The organism is Sinorhizobium sp. KGO-5 (assembly GCF_036245905.1).
GTDB classification, from domain to species: domain Bacteria; phylum Pseudomonadota; class Alphaproteobacteria; order Rhizobiales; family Rhizobiaceae; genus Sinorhizobium; species Sinorhizobium meliloti_A.
In genome coordinates, this window is the sequence record NZ_BDIZ01000012.1 from 101,133 (window position 1) to 119,037 (window position 17,905).

Here is a 17,905-nt window from a genome sequence, read left to right on the forward strand (position 1 = left end):
TTCCTCCCCGACGCCCTTTCCTCAGGCCGTCCCGCCGACCGCCCTGCCGTCCGGCCCGAAGGCCATGAGGTGGCGTGTGTCGACGAAGACATTGAGCGTTGCGTCCGGTTCGATCTCGTGAATGCCGGGTGCGAGCATGACCCAGCGTGCGCCCGCGAAGGCGACGTGAATGAAGCTTTCGGACCCGGTGATTTCCGAGATCGCCGTCTTGACCGTCAGCGGTTCGTTGCTGCCGTTCGGCTGGCCGAAAGAAAGATGGTGCGGCTGAAAGGCCACCGTGCAGGGGCCATCCCCGAGGGAACGAAGATGTGCGGGAACGGGAAGCACCGGTTTGCCTTCGAGCGCAAAATGCGTTCCCGCCTTCACGAGGCCGATGGTGTTCAGCGGCGGATCGGCGAATGTGCGTGCCGTGACGATGTCGACCGGGCGGCGATAGACATCGATGGTGCGGCCGAACTGGGTGATCCTTCCCTCGCTCAGCGTGGCGGTGTTGCCGCCGAGCAGAAGCGCTTCCGACGGCTCTGTCGTGGCGTAGACGAAGATCGCGCCGGATGCGGCGAAGATCTTCGGCAGTTCCTCGCGCAATTCCTCCCGAAGCTTATAGTCGAGATTGGCAAGCGGCTCGTCGAGCAGCACCAGATCGGCATTCTTGACGATGGCGCGGGCGAGCGCGGTGCGTTGCTGCTGACCGCCGGACAGGTTGAGAGGCGTGCGGTCGAGATAGGGCGTGAGCTTCAGGAGTTCCGCCGCCTTGCGCACTTCGCGGTCGACGGCGGCGCTGTCGGCGCGCTTGATCCGCATCGGCGAGGCGATGTTCTCGTAGACCGTCATCGCCGGATAGTTGATGAACTGCTGATAAACCATGGCGACCGAGCGTTTCTGCACGGGAACGCCGGTCACGTCGGCACCGTCGAGATGGATCGAACCGGAGGCGGGCTTGTCGAGACCGGCCATCAGCCGCATCAGCGACGTCTTGCCGGAGAGCGTCGGGCCGAGCAGCACATTGAGCGACCCCCTCTCCAGCACAAGGTCGGTCGGGTGGATGTGCGTCTCTCCACCCACGACCTTGGATATCTTCTTCATTTCAAGCATTGAATTCTCCACCCCAACGGCAGTTCGGCCGTGGTACCTCAGGCGGCCGCGTTGACCGCGCCCCGCATATATTCCTCCAGTTCCGCGGTTTGCGCCCGCGAAAACTTCAGTCCCAGTTTCGTGCGGCGCCAAAGCACGTCGTCCGCGCGCAATGCCCATTCCTGGCCGATCAGCCAATCCACTTCCGCCGCATAGAGATCCGCCCCGAAGTGCTTTCCGAGGTCGGCCTCGCTCGCGGCGTTGCCGAGAAGCTGCGCCGCCCGCGTGCCGTAGAGCCGTACCAGCCGGCGGGCGTGGGAGGCGGCCAGGAAAGGATAGCGCGTCTTGAGCTTCGCGACCTCGTCGTCATAGCCGCCGGTCGGAAAATCGCCCCCCGGAAGCTGCGATCCGGCCGTCCACTTCCTGCCCTTTTCCCCGATGGTCTCGCCGATCTTCTCGAGCGCCGATTCCGCAAGCCGCCTGTAGGTGGTGAGCTTGCCGCCGAAGACGTTGAGCAGGGGCGCATCGCCGTTCTCGACACGCAGCACATAGTCGCGGGTCGCCTCCTGCGCCTTGCTCGCGCCGTCATCGAAAAGGGGGCGCACGGCGGAATAGGTCCACACGATATCCTCTCTGCCGACCGGGTCGCTGAAATATTCGCTCGCCGCTTTGCAGAGATAATCGATCTCTGCATCGCTGATGCGCACGTCAGCCGGATTGCCGGTGAAATCGCGATCGGTGGTTCCGATCAGCGTGAACTCGTCCTGGTAAGGAATGGCGAACATGATCCGCCCGTCCGGGTTCTGGAAGAAATAGGCGCGCGGATCGTCGAACTTCTTCTTAACGACGATATGGCTGCCCTGGACCAGGCGGACATTGCGGACGTCGTTGTTGCCGACCGTCTCGGAGAGAACCCGGTCGACCCAGGGGCCCGCGGCATTGACGAGCATGCGGGCGCGTATCGTCTCGCGCGCGCCTGTCGCCGTATTCTCGATTTCGATCGCCCAACGGCCGCTCTCACGGCGCGCCGAGACGACGCGGGTGCGCGCCATGATCCTGGCGCCGCGGTCGGCGGCGTCGCGCGCGTTCAGCACCACGAGGCGAGCATCGTCGACCCAGCCGTCCGAATATTCGAATGCTTTGGTGAAGAGGCGCTTCAGCGGTGCGCCTGCGGGATCGCGCGTCATGTCGAGCGTCTTCGTCGCCGGCAGAAGCTTGCGGCCGCCTATGTGATCGTAAAGAAAGAGGCCGAGGCGGATCAGCCAGGCCGGCCGCGGACCACCCTTGTGGAAGGGCAGCACGAAGCGCATCGGCCAGATAACGTGCGGCGCCATCGCCCAGAGGACTTCGCGCTCCATCAGGGCTTCGCGCACCAGGCGGAATTCATAATGTTCGAGATAGCGCAAGCCGCCATGGATGAGCTTGGTCGAGCCTGAGGATGTTCCGGAGGCGAAATCGCTCATCTCCGCAAGCGCGACGGAATATCCGCGGCCAGCCGCATCACGCGCGATGCCGCATCCGTTAATGCCGCCGCCTATGACGAAGACGTCGAATATCGTCTGCTCTGACACTCTTGTTTTCCCCTCCACACTCCGCGACGCAGAATTTGTGCAATCGCGAAAGTGAAAGCAGTTAAAGCGAAAATATTTCGAATGTCAAACGAATGTTCCGGCTTCACGCTTGGGAATCGGGGACCGGATCACACCTCGGTCTCGACCAGCCTCACATCCTGGTCGGCACAGATTTTGCGAACGTTTTCAACGATGCAGCGGTCGGTGATGAATGTCTGCACCTGCGAGATATGGCCGATACGCACCGGCGCGGTGCGTTCGAATTTCGTCGAATCCGAAACGAGGATGACATGGCGCGCATTGGCGATGATCGCCTGCGCAACTTTCACTTCGCGATAATCGAAATCGAGCAGGGCCCCGTCAGGGTCGATCGCCGAGGCGCCGATCACCGCGAAATCCACCTTGAACTGCTTGATGAAGTCGACGGCGGCCTCTCCGACGATGCCGCCGTCGGAGCCGCGGACGACCCCGCCGGCGATCACCACCTCGATCGAGGGGAAGACCCGCAACCTGTTGGCTACGTTGATGTTGTTGGTGATGATCATCAGTTCCCGGTGGTCGAGGAGCGCCTCTCCCACCGCTTCCGTCGTGGTGCCGATATTGATGAAGAGCGAAGAATTGTCCGGGATGAGCGCGGCCGCGGCCCGGCCGATCGCCTGCTTTTCCGCCGCGGCGATCTGGCGGCGGGATTCGTATCTGACGTTTTCCTTGCCGCTCGGAAAAATGGCGCCGCCGTGAATGCGGTTCAAAACCCTGGCGTCGCAGAGATCGTTCAGGTCCTTGCGGATCGTCTGCGGCGTAACGGAAAAGCGCTGGGCGAGATCCTCGACCAGCACGCGGCCTTCCGTTTTCGCCAGTTCCAAAATCTCCGCCTGTCGTCCGGTCAGATACATCCGCCCCTCGCGTTTCGTTTTCTTTCATAATATGCAAAAACGAAAGCGGCGCAATTTCAGATTAGAAATATCCAGCGCGTTCGATTTTCGTTGCGGCTCGCGCCCGATCTGCGCTGTAATCGGTGGGGGCACGCCAGTCTGACGTTATCGGGAGGAAGAAAGCGCATGTATCATCCGGCCTTGTTCCAGGGCATGAACGTGGTGGTTACCGGCGGCGGAAGGGGCATCGGCCTCGAGGTCGTGCGGCTGTTCCTCGATTGCGGTGCGCGCGTGGTTGTGCATATGGGGCGGACGATCGCCGCCGACCGCCCCGAATTTCTCGACCTTGCAGCGGCCGAGGGCAGGGCGTTCCTCGCGGCGGCGGATTTCGTTGCCGACGGAGGCGTCGAGAGCCTCGCCGATGTGGTGAGGAGCCGCTTCGACAGCGTCGATGTCCTCGTCAACAATGCCGGCACGATGGTTGGCCGCTTTCCGGCGTCCGATCTCACCGATGAGCAATACCGCACGGTCGTGCAGCTCAACCAGACCTCGGTCGTCGAGATGACCCGGACGATGCTGCCGCTCCTGCGCAAGGGCAGACATCCTGCGATCGTCAACACGGTTTCGATCTCGGCGCGCATGGGCGGCAGTCCCGGCTCCTCGATCTACTCTGCCACCAAAGCTTTCGTCGCAACCTATTCGAAGGCGCTGGCGCGTGAACTTGCGCCGGACGGCATCCGTGTCAACTGCGTCTCGCCCGGCACGATCACGACGGATTTCCACGAGCGCTATTCGACGCCGGAGAAGCTGGAGGCGACGCGCAAGACCATCCCGCTCGGCCGGCTCGGGACGGCGGAGGATTGCGCGCCGGCCTATCTCTTCCTCGCCGCACACGCGCTTTCGGGCTATATCACCGGACAGGTCCTGGAGGTGAATGGCGGGCAGCTCATCGCTTAAGCGCGCGTCCGCCCCTCATCCGCCTGCCGGCACCTTCTCCCCGCTTGGCGGGGAGAAGGCCAGTCCTCGGGTCAAACTCGAGGAGAGGCGCAAAAACGTGTGCACTGAGTGATCCGGATATGATCGACAAGCTGGAATTTTTTCTCGCACTGGCCCGCGAACGGCATTTCGGCCGGGCGGCGGAGGAGTGCGGGGTAACGCAGCCGACGCTTTCGGCAGCGATCCGGCAGCTCGAAGAGCAGCTCGGCGTTATTCTGGTCAATCGCGGATCACGCTTCCAGGGACTGACGCCCGAAGGGCAGCGGGTGCTGGAATGGGCACGGCGGATCGTCAGTGACAGCCGTACGATGCGCGAGGAGATGCGTGCAGCGCGAAAAGGTCTTTCGGGGCATATGCGCCTCGCCGCGGTGCCGACGACGCTCTCCATGGTGCCGCTCATCACCGCGCCCTTCCAGGAGAAGCATCCGGACGTCACCTTCTCGGTGCTTTCGACCACCTCGCTGCAGATCCTCGCGCTTCTCGAAAACCTGGAGATCGATGCCGGTCTGACCTATCTGGAGAACGAGCCGCTCGGCCGGGTGACGAGCGTGCCCTTGCAGATCGAGCAATATCATCTGGTTACGGCCGCCGGTACGGCGCTATCGGATCGCGAAAGCGTGACCTGGAAGGAAGTGAGCGACATTCGGCTTTGTCTATTGACGGCCGACATGCAGAACCGGCGCATCATCAATCAGCACTTTGCCGAGGCGGGCGCGGTCCCGAAGCCGACCCTCGAATCGAATTCGATGATCGTGCTCTTTTCCCACGTCCGGACCGGCCGGTGGGCGAGCATCATGCCGTATAACGTCGCGAAATCATTCGGTTTTCACGAAGACATACGGATGATTCCGATCGTCGATCCGGACGTCCGCCATACGGTCGGCCTGGTCGCCACCTATCGTGAGCCGTTCACGCCGCTCGTCTCCGCGCTGTTGCACGAGGCGCGTATCCTCGGTGAGCGCAACCAGGTTCAATAGAAATTTTCTATCGATCGACGGAACAGCCATATTGACCCATGGAAGCATAAGCGCGAAGCTTGTTTCATGGGCAAAGAGCGTGAAATCTCCGATCTTTGCCAACTGGTTGAGACAGCGGCACGACGACGGTCGGGAGATCCTGGCGGCGCGGCCGCGAGCCGGGAGGGCTCCTTCAGTGAATATCCATCTGCCGCGCGCAGACGTGACCGAACGGACGCTGGCGATCGTCGGCGAGCTCAAGGGGCTCGAAGGCCCGCTTATTCCCATCCTGCACGAAATCCAGGACGAGTTCGGCTATGTGCCGGAGGAGAGCCTGCCGGTGATCGCGCGGGAACTCAATCTTTCGCGCGCCGAAGTCTATGGCGTGGTTACCTTCTATCACGATTTTCGCGAGCACCCGGCCGGGCGCCATGTGCTGAAGCTCTGTCGCGCCGAGGCCTGCCAGTCGATGGGCGGCGACCGGCTTGCGGAGCGCGCCAAGGCGCTTCTCGGGATCGATTTCCATGAGACGACGCCGGACGGCGCCGTGACGCTTGAGCCGGTCTACTGTCTCGGACTCTGTTCCTGCTCGCCGTCGGCGATGCTCGACGGCGAGGTTCATGCGCGCCTCGACGAAACAGAGCTCGAGGCGCTGGTTGCGGAGGCGCGCCGATGACCGTCAGGATCTACATTCCCCGGGATGCGGCGGCCATTGCGCTAGGCGCCGAAAAGGTGGTGGAGGCGATGGCCGGCGAGATCGCCGCACGCGGGCTCGACGCCACGATCGTGCGCAACGGCTCGCGCGGCATGCACTGGCTGGAGCCGCTGGTCGAAGTCGAAACGGCCGCAGGGCGCGTCGCCTACGGTCCGGTGAAGGCGCGCGACGTCGCCTCTCTTCTCGATGCCGGGCTGATTTCGGGTGGCGCGCATCCTCTCTGCCTCGGCAAGACCGAGGAAATTCCGTTTCTCAAGCGACAGACCCGGCTTACCTTCGCCCGTTGCGGCGTCATCGATCCTCTCTCGCTCGAAGACTATCGCGCCCATCGGGGCTTGCTCGGTCTCGAGCGGGCAATCGCAATGCAACCGGCGGCGATCGTTGCCGAGGTCACGGAAAGCGGCCTTCGCGGCCGCGGCGGCGCCGGCTTCCCGACCGGCATCAAATGGAAGACCGTCCTGGAAGCACGAGGGCCGCGCAAATACATCGTCTGCAATGCCGACGAGGGCGACAGCGGGACCTTTGCGGACCGGATGATCATGGAAGGCGATCCCTTCGTGCTGATCGAGGGTATGGCGATCGCCGGTATCGCGACCGGTGCGACCAAGGGCTACATCTATACCCGTTCGGAATATCCGCATGCGATCGCGGTGATGAGCGCGGCGATCGAGATCGCCCGTGCCGCCGGTGTGCTCGGTGCTTCGGTGCTCGGGTCGGCGCACGCCTTCGACATGGAAGTGCGCACCGGCGCCGGCGCCTATGTCTGCGGCGAGGAGACCTCGCTCCTGAACAGCCTCGAAGGCAAGCGCGGGCTTGTGCGCGCCAAGCCGCCGCTGCCGGCACACAAGGGCCTTTTCGACCGCCCGACCGTCATCAACAACGTCATCTCGCTCGCTTCCGTGCCGGTGATCCTCGACAGGGGCGCCGATTACTATCGCGATTTCGGCATGGGCCGGTCGCGCGGAACGATCCCGCTGCAGATCGCCGGCAACGTCAAGCATGGCGGCCTCTTCGAGACCGCGTTCGGCCTGACGCTCGGCGAGATCGTCGACGAGATCGGCGGCGGCACGGCGAGCGCCCGGCCGGTCAAGGCCGTCCAGGTTGGCGGCCCGCTCGGTGCCTATTTCCCGCGGGCGCTGTTCGATACGCCTTTCGACTACGAGGCATTTGCCGCCAGAGACGGGCTCATCGGTCATGCCGGCATCGTCGTCTTCGACGACACGGCCGACATGTTGAAACAGGCGCGTTTCGCCATGGAGTTCTGTGCGGTCGAAAGCTGCGGCAAGTGCACCCCATGCCGTATCGGTTCGACGCGCGGCGTCGAGGTGGCCGACAGGATCGCCGCCGGCATCGAGCCGGAGAAGAACCGCGAACTGCTCGCCGATCTCTGCAACACGATGAAGTTCGGCTCCCTCTGCGCCCTTGGCGGCTTCACGCCCTATCCGGTGATGAGCGCCATGACGCATTTTCCGGAGGATTTTTCACCGGTGCCGGTCGTGGAGGCTGCGGAATGATGGCTGCGATGGCACTTGAATTTTTGCCCCTCACCCTAACCCTCTCCCCGCAGGCGGGGAGAGGGGACCGGAAGGGCACGGCATATCCCTTCTACCCGCGAGCGGGGAGAAGGTGGCGGCAGCCGGATGAGGGGCGGAAGCCGGTATCGGCGGCGGCGCGTACCCCCCTCTGGCCTGCCGGCCATCTCCCCCCCAAGGGGGGAGAATGGATGCGGCGCGCTCGGCGTCTTGACCGGAGCGCCCCACGTGCAGAAGCGTTTGTTTTGGAGCGAGTGGCCGGCCACGATTCGATCTCCCCGCTTGTGGGGGAGATGCCCGGCAGGGCAAAGGGGGGTGAAGCCGCCCCCTTGAACGCAATTTCTCAGGAGGCCCGCTAATGTCTCTCATTCACGAAATCGACTACGGCACCCCTGCCTCCAAGTCCGAGAAGACGGTGACGCTGACGATAGACGGGCGCGAGATCACGGTTCCGGAAGGCACGTCGATCATGCGTGCGGCAATGGAAGCGGGCATCGAGGTGCCGAAGCTTTGCGCTTCCGACATGATGGATGCCTTCGGCTCCTGCCGGCTCTGTCTCGTAGAGATCGAGGGACGCGCCGGCATGCCGGCCTCCTGCACGACGCCGGTGGCGGCAGGCATCAGCGTTTCGACGCAGACGCAGCGGCTGAAGGATGTCCGCCGCGGCGTCATGGAGCTCTATATTTCCGACCATCCGCTCGACTGCCTCACCTGCGCAGCCAATGGCGATTGCGAGCTGCAGGACATGGCCGGTGCCGTGGGCCTGCGCGACGTGCGCTACGGCTATGACGGCGAGAACCATGTGGCGGCGCGCAACAATGGCGAGATCAACGCAAAATGGGCGCCGAAGGACGAGTCGAATCCGTATTTCACCTATGATCCGGCGAAGTGCATCGTCTGTTCGCGCTGCGTGCGGGCCTGCGAGGAAGTGCAGGGCACCTTCGCGCTGACGATCAGCGGCCGCGGCTTCGATTCGCGCGTCTCCGCCGGCATGAACGAGGATTTCGTTTCCTCCGAATGCGTCTCCTGCGGCGCCTGCGTGCAGGCTTGCCCCACGGCGACGCTGACGGAAAAATCGGTGATCGAGATCGGCCAGCCGGAGCACTCGGTCGTCACCACCTGCGCCTATTGCGGCGTGGGCTGCTCGTTCAAGGCGGAGATGCGCGGCGAGGAGCTGGTGCGCATGGTGCCCTGGAAGGACGGCCAGGCGAATCGCGGCCATTCCTGCGTCAAGGGCCGCTTCGCCTATGGTTACTCCAACCACAGGGACCGCATCCTCAATCCGATGGTCCGCGAGAAGGTCACCGATCCCTGGCGCGAGGTCACCTGGGAAGAGGCTTTCGCGCATATCGCCTCCGAGTTCCGCCGCATCCAGTATCAGTACGGCCGCGATTCGGTCGGCGGCATCACGTCTTCGCGCTGCACCAATGAGGAAACCTTTCTGGTGCAGAAGCTGGTGCGCGCCGGCTTCGGCAACAACAATGTCGACACCTGCGCCCGCGTCTGCCATTCGCCAACCGGTTACGGCCTCAACCAGACCTTCGGCACCTCCGCCGGTACGCAGGATTTCGACAGTGTCGAACACACGGATGTTGCGGTCATCATCGGTGCCAACCCGACCGACGGCCACCCGGTCTTCGCCTCGCGGCTGAAGAAGCGGCTGCGCCAGGGCGCCAAGCTGATCGTCATCGATCCGCGCCGAATCGACCTCGTCCGCTCCGCCCATGTCGAAGCGTCGTACCACCTGCCGCTGAAGCCCGGCACCAACGTTGCCATCCTGACGGCGATTGCGCATGTCATCGTCACGGAAGGCCTTGCCAACGAAGCCTTCATTCGCGAGCGCTGCGACTGGTCGGAATTCGAGGATTGGGCGGCCTTCGTGGCAGAGCCCCATCACAGCCCGGAAGCAACCGAAGCCTATACCGGCGTTTCACCGGAACTTGTGCGCAGGGCTGCGCGGCTTTACGCCACCGGCGGCAACGGCGCGATCTATTACGGCCTTGGCGTCACGGAGCACAGCCAGGGCTCGACGACGGTGATGGCGATCGCCAACCTCGCCATGCTCACCGGCAACATCGGCCGGCCGGGCGTCGGCGTCAATCCGCTGCGCGGCCAGAACAACGTCCAGGGCTCCTGCGACATGGGCTCCTTCCCGCACGAGCTTCCCGGCTACCGACATATTTCCGACGATGCGACGCGCGAGATCTTCGAGAAGCTCTGGGGCGTGACGCTCAATCACGAGCCGGGCCTGCGCATCCCCAATATGCTCGATGCCGCCGTCGAGGGCACCTTCAAGGGCCTCTACGTGCAGGGCGAGGACATCCTGCAGTCGGATCCGGACACCAAGCACGTCGCCGCCGGCCTTGCGGCGATGGAATGCGTCGTGGTGCACGATCTCTTCCTCAACGAGACGGCCAACTACGCCCATGTCTTCCTGCCCGGATCGACCTTCCTCGAAAAGGACGGAACCTTCACCAATGCCGAGCGCCGCATCAACCGCGTCCGGCGCGTCATGCGGCCGAAGAACGGCTATGCCGATTGGGAGGTGACGCAGAAGATGGCGCAAGCCATGGGGCTTGCCTGGAACTATCGCCATCCGTCCGAGATCATGGACGAGATCGCGGCGACGACGCCGAGCTTTGCCATGGTCTCCTACGACTATCTGGACAAGATGGGCTCGGTGCAGTGGCCGTGCAATGAGAAGGCGCCGCTCGGCTCGCCCATCATGCATGTCGACGGTTTCGTGCGCGGCAAGGGCAAGTTCATCCGCACCGAATACGTGGCGACCGACGAAAGGACCGGTCCGCGCTTCCCGCTGCTTCTGACGACCGGCCGTATTCTCAGTCAGTACAATGTCGGCGCCCAGACGCGTCGCACGGAGAACGTCGTCTGGCATGCGGAAGACCGGCTGGAAATTCACCCGCATGACGCCGAGCAGCGCGGCATCCGCGACGGCGACTGGGTCAGGCTCGCCAGCCGCTCGGGCGATACGACGCTCCGCGCGTTGATCACCGATCGCGTCGCGCCGGGTGTCGTCTATACGACCTTCCATCACCCCTCGACTCAGGCGAACGTCATCACCACCGACTTTACCGATTGGGCGACCAACTGCCCGGAATACAAGGTGACCGCGGTGCAGGTCTCGCCGTCGAACGGTCCTTCCGACTGGCAGCGCGACTATGACGAGCAGGCTCGCCGGTCGCGTCGCATTTCCGGCAAGCTGGAGGCGGCGGAATAGGAGCGAGAATGGCGGGCAAGCGAGTTTCGTCCTCTCCATCCGGAACGACGGCGACGGTGCCGGAGGCTGCACGGCGCGGCGGCATCCTCGTCGCGCAGTCGCGCGTCGTGCCCGAGGAAACGCCGGTCGCCTTCACCTATGGCGGTTCGACGCATGCGGTGATGATGGCGACACCTGCCGATCTCGAGGATTTCGCCACCGGCTTCAGCCTGACCGAAGGGATCATCACCCGTCCAGAACAGATCGACGACATAGACATCGTCGTCGAGGACAAGGGCATCGATCTGCAGATCAGTCTCGAGGACGAACAGAACGATATTCTGCGCCTCAGACGTCGCCACATGGCCGGGCCGGTCGGTTGCGGTCTCTGCGGTATAGAGTCGATCGAGGAGGCCGTTCGCCCGACGCCCGACGTCTCCGCCTCGCTGCTTCGCCTTTCCGATCAGGACGTGGTGGACGCAGTTGCGCTTCTCAATGGACAACAGCCGCTGCATTTCGAGACACGGGCGGTGCACGGTGCCGCTTTCTACGTGCCCGGACGCGGACTGATCGCGGTCCGCGAGGATGTCGGGCGTCACAACGCGCTGGACAAGCTGACCGGAGCGGCCGCGCGCGCCGGGTTCAGGGGCGCTCAGGGCGCGGTTGTCGTCACGTCCCGCGTATCGGTCGAGATGGTGCAGAAAACCGCGATCGTCGGGAGCCCTGTGATCATTGCCATTTCTGCGCCGACGGCGCTCGCCATCCGCACGGCGGAAGGGGCGGGCATGACCCTCATCGCACTTGTCCGCGGCGACGAGTTTGAAATCTTCACCCATGCGGAGCGCATCATCCGGAATGACGAGGAGCCTGCGTCCTTGTCCGCCCGCGTGCCGCTATTCTGAATGCGGAGCAATCTTCCATGTCTGAAAACCACCCCAACGCCAAGCTCGTCTATATGGCGAACCAGATTGCCACCTTCTTCCTGACCCAGCCGGCGGAGGGGGCGGCCGAGGGCGTGGCCACGCATATCAACAAATATTGGGAGCCGCGCATGCGCCGCAAGCTCTTCGAGCATATCGCGCATGGCGGTGAAGGGTTGAACCCGCTGGTGCTCGAGGCGGCTGAGAAGATCCGCCGTCCGGAGGCGGTTTAAGGCCTGTTGGTCTGGCTGGATTCCTGTGACAAGCACAGGAATGAGGAAATCAAACAAGCGGCGGCGGGTGGCCCGAATCTCGACACGCCCTTAGAGCGCTTCCAGGAAGTTTGTCCTTCGATCCTCGTTCCTGTGCCTTCACAGGAATCGAGCCAGCCCAAGTCCCTGGGCTGGAAAAGACCCTTTCCGCCCCGCAGGCGCGTCGCTGCCCTCATCCCGGTGACAGGTAGAGGAGGGAGAAGCTTATGCTCTTCCCCACCGGGCGCCGTTGCGTTCGAAGAAGAGCGCGGGTGGGAGTGCGGTCAGAAATTCTCCCAGTTGTCCGAGGCGGGAGCGAGCGCGAGATTGGACCTCGTGCCGCTACGCAGCGCCTTTGCAGTTGCGTGCAGCCGCGTGGGCGAATGGGGCGCTTCCATCCTGTTGTCGCTTGCGGGTGAAGCGTCCCGTCCGATGCGGAACTGACGCAGCAGGGCGTGCAACGCGTCCGCCTCCTGCGACATCCGATGGCTCGCGGCCGTGCTTTCCTCCACCATGGCGGCGTTCTGCTGCGTCGTCTGATCCATCGCATTGACCGCCTGGTTGATTTCCTTGAGACCGGTCGACTGTTCGCGGGCGGCTTCCACGATCGCCGAGACGTTGTGATTTATCTCCTGCACCTGCGCCAGGATGGTTTCCAGGGCGGTGCCGGTCTGGCCGACCAGCGATACGCCGTTCCTCACATGCTCGCCTGAAGCGGTGATCAGGGATTTGATGTCCTTTGCCGCGCTGGCCGATCGCTGCGCCAGTTCGCGGACCTCCTGGGCCACGACGGCGAAGCCCTTGCCGGCTTCTCCGGCACGCGCCGCCTCGACACCGGCATTGAGGGCCAGCAGGTTCGTCTGGAAGGCGATGTCGTCGATGACGCCGATGATGTTGCTGATTTCGCGCGAGGATTGCTCGATCTGGCCCATGGCGCCGATCGCGCTTTTGACGACAAGTCCGGAGCGCTCGGCGCCATCCTTCGTCTTTGCGACCAGATTGCCCGCTTCCTCGGCTCGGCGGCTGGAATCCGCGACGGTCGTGGTGATCTCGTCCAGCGCTGCGGCCGTTTCTTCGACGGAGGCCGCCTGCTGTTCTGTACGTTTCGACAGATCGTCGGCTGCAGACCGGATCTCGCGTGCGCCGCCGGCGATCGCGCTTGCATTTTCGCCGACCGTCTGCATGGCCCGACAGAGGCGGACAAGCGCTTCGTTGAAGTCCTTGCGCACCGTTTCCATGCTGGGAACGAAGGGCGTGTCGAGCGATTGAGCCAGATCGCCGTCGGCAAGCGCTCGCAAGCCGGCTCCGAGCGCATTGATCGCGGCCATACGTTCGGTCACGTCTGTCGCGAATTTGACCACCTTGTAAACCCGGCCGTTCGGATCGCGAATGGGGTTGTAGGCGGCCTGGATCCAGACCTCCTTGCCGGCCTTGCCATAGCGCACGAATTCGTTGGCGATGAATTCGCCCTGGGCCAGGCGCTTCCAGAAATCGGCATATTCGGCCGTGCCGGTATAACCGGGCTCGCAGAACATGCTGTGGTGTCGGCCCTGGATTTCGGAGAGCTGATAGCCGAGCGTGTTGCAGAAGTTCTCGTTGGCTGTGAGCACCTCGCCGGCGGGCGTGAACTCGATCATCGCCTGCGAGCGGGAAATGGCGTCCAGCTTGCCGGCATCTTCCGTGGCCCTCATCTTGACTGCGGTGATGTCGGTTGCGAACTTGACCACCTTGTAGGGCTTGCCGTTTCGGCAGACCGGGTTGTAACTCGCCTGGATCCAGATTTCCCGTCCGCCCTTGGCGAGGCGCCGGTAGCTGTTGCTGTCGAATTCGCCGCGGCCGAGGCGTGCCCAGAACTCACGATACTCCTCAGTCGCCACGAATTCCGGCGCGCAGAAGATGCGATGGTGCTGTCCCACGATTTCCTGCAGACTATAGCCGAGCGCCTTGCAGAAGTTCTCGTTGGCGTCGAGGACGTTGCCGGCGAGGTCGAATTGAATGATGGCCTGCGATTTGGACAAGGCTTCGATGATCTGCCGTGCGTCACGGCTTCTGGTAAAAGAAAACATGATCCCCTCTGAAATTTTCGCGAAAAAACGGCCGCGGAGCGGACGTTTGTGATCTGCTTCGCCGTCCTTCAGGAAAGGGCGGCTGGCGGTTGCTGGGGAGATTTCGAAATCACGAAGGGCTTCATGCCGCTGTGCGATCTAAATTAGTAAAGCGAGCTTAAAATCGCGTTAAAATAGAATTTTTGCTTACATACTCGTAAAAAGATGTAGTCCTTTGCCACGCAGAGCGACTCACTGTTTCAAGGAAATAGTGAATCGCTCCCGATATGCAGATGCGCAGGCTCAGGCCGCCAGTTCTTCGGTTTCCCGCTCCTTGAACATGCGGGCGAGATTGAGGAAGCAGATCATGCCCGATTCATTGGCGATGATGCCTTCCGCAAAGCTCTTGTCGAAGGATGCAGTGACTTCAGGCACAGGCTGTACCTGACTGCCCTGCACGGTCAGAATGTCGGAAACGCGATCGACGACGAGACCGATGACCATGTTGTGGACCTCGGCGACGACGATCGCGCTGCGTTCGTTGGTGACGGTCGATTTCATGCCGAGCTTATGGGCGAGATCGATGATCGGGATCACCGTCCCGCGCAGGTTCATCACGCCGATCACTTCCGGCGGGGCATGCGGGATGGGCGTCGACGGGGCCCAGCCGCGTATCTCGCGGATCGTCGTGGTCTTGACGCAAAATTCCTGATCGTGGAGGCGAAACGCTATGATTTCGAGCGTCTCGCCGTCGAATCCGGCTGCTCTCTGCGTGCTTGTCATCGAAGGTCCTTCCAGCTTTCCGGTCGTGGTGGTCCGCCGATGACATCCGGCGAGGCGCAAGCCGCTTCATGCGCGGAAAATCCGCCTTGCGCTCTGTATGCCTATACTAGGCGCGGATTCGTTAAGCCTTTGCTGAACGTTCCCCCCTCGCAGGAGAGCAGGCGGAGCGTGGCCTCAGGCCGCGCGCGTCGGGCGGTCGAGGATACGGCGTCCGAAGAGGCTTGCCGTCAGTTCGACCAGAATGCGTGCGCTCTTGCCCCGGTCGTCGAGGAACGGGTTGAGCTCGACCACGTCGAGGGAAGAGACGAGGCCGCTGTCGCACAGCACTTCCATGATGAGGTGAGCCTCGCGGAAGGTCGCGCCGCCCGGGACCGTCGTCCCCACGCCGGGGGCCAGTTCCGGATCCATAAAATCGACGTCGAGGCTCACATGCAGCAGGCCGTTAGCGGCGCGAACCTCATCGACGATCTGGCGGATGATATGGGCCATGCCCATCTCGTCGATGGTCCGCATATCGAAGACATTGACGCCGTGCTCGGCAATTTCCTCGCGCTCACGCGCGTCGACCGAGCGGATTCCGACCTGATAGACCTTCTTCGGGTCGACCAGCGGCCGGTCCTTCGGGAGGATCGGAGCGAACTCCGCTTCGCCGCAGAAGAAGGCGACGGGCATGCCGTGCATGTTGCCGGAGGGCGAGGTCGCCGGCGAGTTGAAGTCGGCATGCGCGTCCAGCCATAGGACGAAGAGGGGCCGGCCGACGTCCTGGGCGTGACGCGCCATGCCGGAGACGCTGCCCATCGAGAGCGCGTGGTCGCCGCCGAGAATGATGGGGAAATGTCCCTTGCGCGCGGTTTCATGCACGGCTTCGTCGAGCGCGCGCGCGAAAGCTGCGACGGATTGCAGATTGTTGGCGCCGGGATGGTTGGCGAGATCGCGTGCCGGCAGCGGCCTCAGATCCCCCTCGTCATTGACCGTATGGCCGAGTTCGGCGAGAACCGTGTCTATTCCGGCGATTCTGAGCGCCGTCGGCCCCATGGCTGCGCCGCGGCGGCCCGAGCCTTCCTCGATGGGTGCGCCGATCAATGTGATGGTTTTCATGTCCGCCTCGTCCCTTGGCCCGGTTGCCGGGAAGCTCGGTTCCCGTGAAGTCCGGCGGATTATCGTCAAAAAGCGTGGCGGCAAAAAGATGGAAAACTGTCGATTGGGAAGATAAGATGCGCAAAGTGTAAAGTCCCCTTTGACGAAGTGATAAGATGGATGATCTCGATCAGGCGCTCATCGGCGCTCTCCGGCAAAATTCCCGCATGCCCGTCTCCGCGCTTTCGGCGATGACCGGCGTCTCGCGTGCCACGGTTGCTGCGCGCATCGACCGGCTCGTCGCGAATGGGACCATTGCCGCTTTTACCATCCGCACGGGCGCGGAAATCCCCGCCTCCGGCGTCAGGGCCGTGGTGATGATCGAGGTTCACGGAAAGATGGCGGACCGTGTCGCCGAACAATTGCGCGGGCTGCCGCAGGTGCGGGCGCTGCACAGCACCAATGGAAGGTGGGATTTCATTGCCGAACTCGAGGACCGGGATCTCGCGAGCTTCGATGAGACCTTGCGGCGCATCCGTTTGATCGACGGCATCAACGTGACCGAAACGAACATTCTGCTGAAGACCAGCAAGTTGACCGGGTCTTCGTGAGGCGATCGCCGCGGCGTGAATTGGCGACGCACGGCTGTTTTTGTTCTTGATTTGTTCTCACCTTCGGATAAGATGTTCCTCTCAGCAAACAAGAGAGGCATGAGCACGGGCGCGGTCTCCGCGGCATGCGGTCTCATTTTGAACGATGGCGTATTTGATCGCGGGTTCCACCCGCTCGACATCATTGCGATCCAGGGAGATTGCCATGGCTAGTTATTCCGGCGGCCCGTCGGTACGGCAGATCTGCATAAAGCTCTTCGTCCGGCATGGTGACGAGGAGCGGGCGATTGCGTTCTACCGCGATGTCTTCGGCGCCGAGCTGCTGCAGCGGCACGAGTGGAGCGGCATTCTGACGAGTGCCGACCTCTGCATCGGCGACTCGGTCTTCCGGGTGGCCGGCGCCAATCCACGCCGGGACGCCGAACCGAGGCTCGGCGGCCCGCGATCGCCGCACGCGCTCGGAACAACGGCGGCGATCCTGGAACTGCACGTCGACGACGTGGACCGCGTGCTCGAAAGGGCGATGGGCTCCGGCGCCAGTCTGCGCAATGTCGCCGAAACGCTGCCGACCGGCGACCGGGTCGGCGCCCTCATCGATCCGTTCGGTCATATCTGGGCGCTGTTCACGGCAACGGACGAGAGCGAGGTACTGGATGCGTTCGGGGTCGATCGCAACGCGGCGTGAAGGGGCGCTCCTTCACGCCTGACCCGAGCTCCCCTGTTCGCTTCAGAAAAATTCGTCCCGCAGCCGGTAAAGGGCGAATTGGATCATTTCACTGAAACAGCGAGATGATCCAGCCCTTGAGACTACGCACTTTCGGACGGAAAACCGTTATACACTTTTCCTGGAAGTGCTCTGACCATTTGATCCAACGCACTTCCGGACGGAAAACCGTTATACACTTTTCCTGGAAGTGCTTTGGAAGCGGGTGAATCCCGCAAGTGGTTTCATGATGTGTCCGCGGCCGTCGCCGAAGAATTGGGATAGGCCGGCTGCGACCTCGTCGCTCGGATTGCCGTAAACCTCGAACTTCTCGACGCTGCAATGCTCCGATACCGCTCGGATGTGAGGGTCCGATATTTCCCAATGGCGCAGAACGTCTTCGCTATTCCGGTAGAGCTGAAAGCTGACCGCACGCATTTCCTGCTCGTCGATGAATGTCTGGACCATGAGTTGAGGTCCGTTTCGCTCGACGAACTCGATCGCTTGCTTCACCGCTTCGCGAAAGGGTTCCAGGCTGCCTTCCGTGACCTTCATCACGTTCCGGAAGAGTATCTGCTCAGTCAT

At 62.9% G+C, this 17,905-nt stretch carries 16 protein-coding genes; 9 read left to right on the forward strand and 7 right to left on the reverse strand.

The genetic code is table 11. From position 1 onward, the window contains the following. Window positions 1–21: 21 nt before the first annotated feature. From BHD07_RS29010 to BHD07_RS29020, 3 genes are all read right to left on the reverse strand, one after another. Window positions 22–1,092 (reverse strand): ABC transporter ATP-binding protein, encoded by a 1,071-nt coding sequence (locus tag BHD07_RS29010; protein ID WP_338284030.1) that lies wholly within the window; start codon window positions 1,090–1,092, stop codon window positions 22–24. Window positions 1,093–1,130: 38 nt separating this feature from the next. Continuing rightward, a complete protein-coding gene (gene glpD / locus BHD07_RS29015; protein ID WP_338284032.1) occupies window positions 1,131–2,642 on the reverse strand; it encodes a glycerol-3-phosphate dehydrogenase in 1,512 nt (503 codons plus the stop codon). A gap of 128 nt (window positions 2,643–2,770) precedes the next feature. Beyond that, complete coding sequence (locus tag BHD07_RS29020; protein WP_018097257.1) at window positions 2,771–3,535, reverse strand: DeoR/GlpR family DNA-binding transcription regulator; 765 nt, start codon at window positions 3,533–3,535, stop codon at window positions 2,771–2,773. Window positions 3,536–3,700: 165 nt separating this feature from the next. On the opposite strand from BHD07_RS29020, the gene BHD07_RS29025 reads away from it, so the two are divergent. The 7 genes from BHD07_RS29025 to BHD07_RS29055 all read left to right on the forward strand — a co-directional run bounded on the left by BHD07_RS29025 (window position 3,701) and on the right by BHD07_RS29055 (window position 12,083). Next, window positions 3,701–4,471: an SDR family NAD(P)-dependent oxidoreductase gene (locus tag BHD07_RS29025; protein WP_338284033.1), complete on the forward strand. Its 771-nt coding sequence runs from the start codon at window positions 3,701–3,703 to the stop codon at window positions 4,469–4,471. 119 nt (window positions 4,472–4,590) lie between these two features. Next, window positions 4,591–5,487, forward strand: coding sequence for a LysR family transcriptional regulator (locus BHD07_RS29030; RefSeq protein ID WP_010970351.1), 897 nt, complete (start codon window positions 4,591–4,593; stop codon window positions 5,485–5,487). A 175-nt stretch (window positions 5,488–5,662) separates the two neighbouring features. Continuing rightward, window positions 5,663–6,142 carry a formate dehydrogenase subunit gamma gene (locus BHD07_RS29035; protein ID WP_100674609.1) on the forward strand — a complete coding sequence of 160 codons (480 nt, stop codon included), beginning with the start codon at window positions 5,663–5,665 and terminating at the stop codon, window positions 6,140–6,142. Next, window positions 6,139–7,695 (forward strand): formate dehydrogenase beta subunit, encoded by a 1,557-nt coding sequence (locus BHD07_RS29040; protein ID WP_100674608.1) that lies wholly within the window; start codon window positions 6,139–6,141, stop codon window positions 7,693–7,695. Before BHD07_RS29035 ends, BHD07_RS29040 begins: the two co-directional genes overlap by 4 nt. Window positions 7,696–8,071: 376 nt before the next feature. Then, a complete protein-coding gene (gene fdhF, locus BHD07_RS29045) occupies window positions 8,072–10,951 on the forward strand; it encodes a formate dehydrogenase subunit alpha (protein ID WP_100674607.1) in 2,880 nt (959 codons plus the stop codon). A gap of 8 nt (window positions 10,952–10,959) precedes the next feature. Beyond that, on the forward strand, window positions 10,960–11,832 hold the full coding sequence (gene fdhD, locus BHD07_RS29050; protein WP_100674606.1) for a formate dehydrogenase accessory sulfurtransferase FdhD: 873 nt from the start codon (window positions 10,960–10,962) through the stop codon (window positions 11,830–11,832). Window positions 11,833–11,849: 17 nt separating this feature from the next. Further along, the gene (locus BHD07_RS29055; RefSeq protein WP_018097250.1) at window positions 11,850–12,083 is read left to right on the forward strand and encodes a formate dehydrogenase subunit delta; all 234 of its coding nucleotides are present in this window, start codon (window positions 11,850–11,852) and stop codon (window positions 12,081–12,083) included. A 302-nt stretch (window positions 12,084–12,385) separates the two neighbouring features. Here the strand turns inward: BHD07_RS29055 and BHD07_RS29060 are convergent, their stop codons facing one another. The 3 genes from BHD07_RS29060 to rocF all read right to left on the reverse strand — a co-directional run bounded on the left by BHD07_RS29060 (window position 12,386) and on the right by rocF (window position 16,027). After that, window positions 12,386–14,167 (reverse strand): methyl-accepting chemotaxis protein, encoded by a 1,782-nt coding sequence (locus tag BHD07_RS29060; protein ID WP_338284034.1) that lies wholly within the window; start codon window positions 14,165–14,167, stop codon window positions 12,386–12,388. A gap of 282 nt (window positions 14,168–14,449) precedes the next feature. Continuing rightward, window positions 14,450–14,929 carry a chemotaxis protein CheW gene (locus BHD07_RS29065; protein ID WP_003528560.1) on the reverse strand — a complete coding sequence of 160 codons (480 nt, stop codon included), beginning with the start codon at window positions 14,927–14,929 and terminating at the stop codon, window positions 14,450–14,452. Between the two features lie 174 nt (window positions 14,930–15,103). After that, window positions 15,104–16,027, reverse strand: a complete 924-nt coding sequence (gene rocF, locus BHD07_RS29070) for an arginase (RefSeq protein ID WP_100674604.1) — start codon at window positions 16,025–16,027, stop codon at window positions 15,104–15,106. Window positions 16,028–16,182: 155 nt separating this feature from the next. On the opposite strand from rocF, the gene BHD07_RS29075 reads away from it, so the two are divergent. Both BHD07_RS29075 and BHD07_RS29080 read left to right on the forward strand, forming a co-directional pair. Then, window positions 16,183–16,617 (forward strand): Lrp/AsnC family transcriptional regulator, encoded by a 435-nt coding sequence (locus BHD07_RS29075; protein WP_100674603.1) that lies wholly within the window; start codon window positions 16,183–16,185, stop codon window positions 16,615–16,617. A 205-nt stretch (window positions 16,618–16,822) separates the two neighbouring features. Next, complete coding sequence (locus BHD07_RS29080) at window positions 16,823–17,302, forward strand: VOC family protein (RefSeq protein WP_275597239.1); 480 nt, start codon at window positions 16,823–16,825, stop codon at window positions 17,300–17,302. Window positions 17,303–17,512: 210 nt separating this feature from the next. Here BHD07_RS29080 and BHD07_RS29085 read toward each other — a convergent pair whose 3' ends face one another. Next, window positions 17,513–17,905: a hypothetical protein gene (locus BHD07_RS29085; protein WP_100674601.1), complete on the reverse strand. Its 393-nt coding sequence runs from the start codon at window positions 17,903–17,905 to the stop codon at window positions 17,513–17,515.

What these genes read in the sequence shown, in the direction of transcription:
- BHD07_RS29010 (WP_338284030.1), bottom strand. Translation starts at nt 1,092, where the DNA reads ATGCTTGAAATGAAGAAGATATCCAAGGTCGTGGGTGGAGAGACGCAC.
- BHD07_RS29020 (WP_018097257.1), bottom strand. Translation starts at nt 3,535, where the DNA reads ATGTATCTGACCGGACGACAGGCGGAGATTTTGGAACTGGCGAAAACG.
- BHD07_RS29025 (WP_338284033.1), top strand. Translation starts at nt 3,701, where the DNA reads ATGTATCATCCGGCCTTGTTCCAGGGCATGAACGTGGTGGTTACCGGC.
- BHD07_RS29030 (WP_010970351.1), top strand. Translation starts at nt 4,591, where the DNA reads ATGATCGACAAGCTGGAATTTTTTCTCGCACTGGCCCGCGAACGGCAT.
- BHD07_RS29040 (WP_100674608.1), top strand. Translation starts at nt 6,139, where the DNA reads ATGACCGTCAGGATCTACATTCCCCGGGATGCGGCGGCCATTGCGCTA.
- fdhF (WP_100674607.1), top strand. Translation starts at nt 8,072, where the DNA reads ATGTCTCTCATTCACGAAATCGACTACGGCACCCCTGCCTCCAAGTCC.
- fdhD (WP_100674606.1), top strand. Translation starts at nt 10,960, where the DNA reads ATGGCGGGCAAGCGAGTTTCGTCCTCTCCATCCGGAACGACGGCGACG.
- BHD07_RS29055 (WP_018097250.1), top strand. Translation starts at nt 11,850, where the DNA reads ATGTCTGAAAACCACCCCAACGCCAAGCTCGTCTATATGGCGAACCAG.
- BHD07_RS29060 (WP_338284034.1), bottom strand. Translation starts at nt 14,167, where the DNA reads ATGTTTTCTTTTACCAGAAGCCGTGACGCACGGCAGATCATCGAAGCC.
- BHD07_RS29065 (WP_003528560.1), bottom strand. Translation starts at nt 14,929, where the DNA reads ATGACAAGCACGCAGAGAGCAGCCGGATTCGACGGCGAGACGCTCGAA.
- rocF (WP_100674604.1), bottom strand. Translation starts at nt 16,027, where the DNA reads ATGAAAACCATCACATTGATCGGCGCACCCATCGAGGAAGGCTCGGGC.
- BHD07_RS29075 (WP_100674603.1), top strand. Translation starts at nt 16,183, where the DNA reads ATGGATGATCTCGATCAGGCGCTCATCGGCGCTCTCCGGCAAAATTCC.
- BHD07_RS29080 (WP_275597239.1), top strand. Translation starts at nt 16,823, where the DNA reads ATGGCTAGTTATTCCGGCGGCCCGTCGGTACGGCAGATCTGCATAAAG.
- BHD07_RS29085 (WP_100674601.1), bottom strand. Translation starts at nt 17,905, where the DNA reads ATGACTGAGCAGATACTCTTCCGGAACGTGATGAAGGTCACGGAAGGC.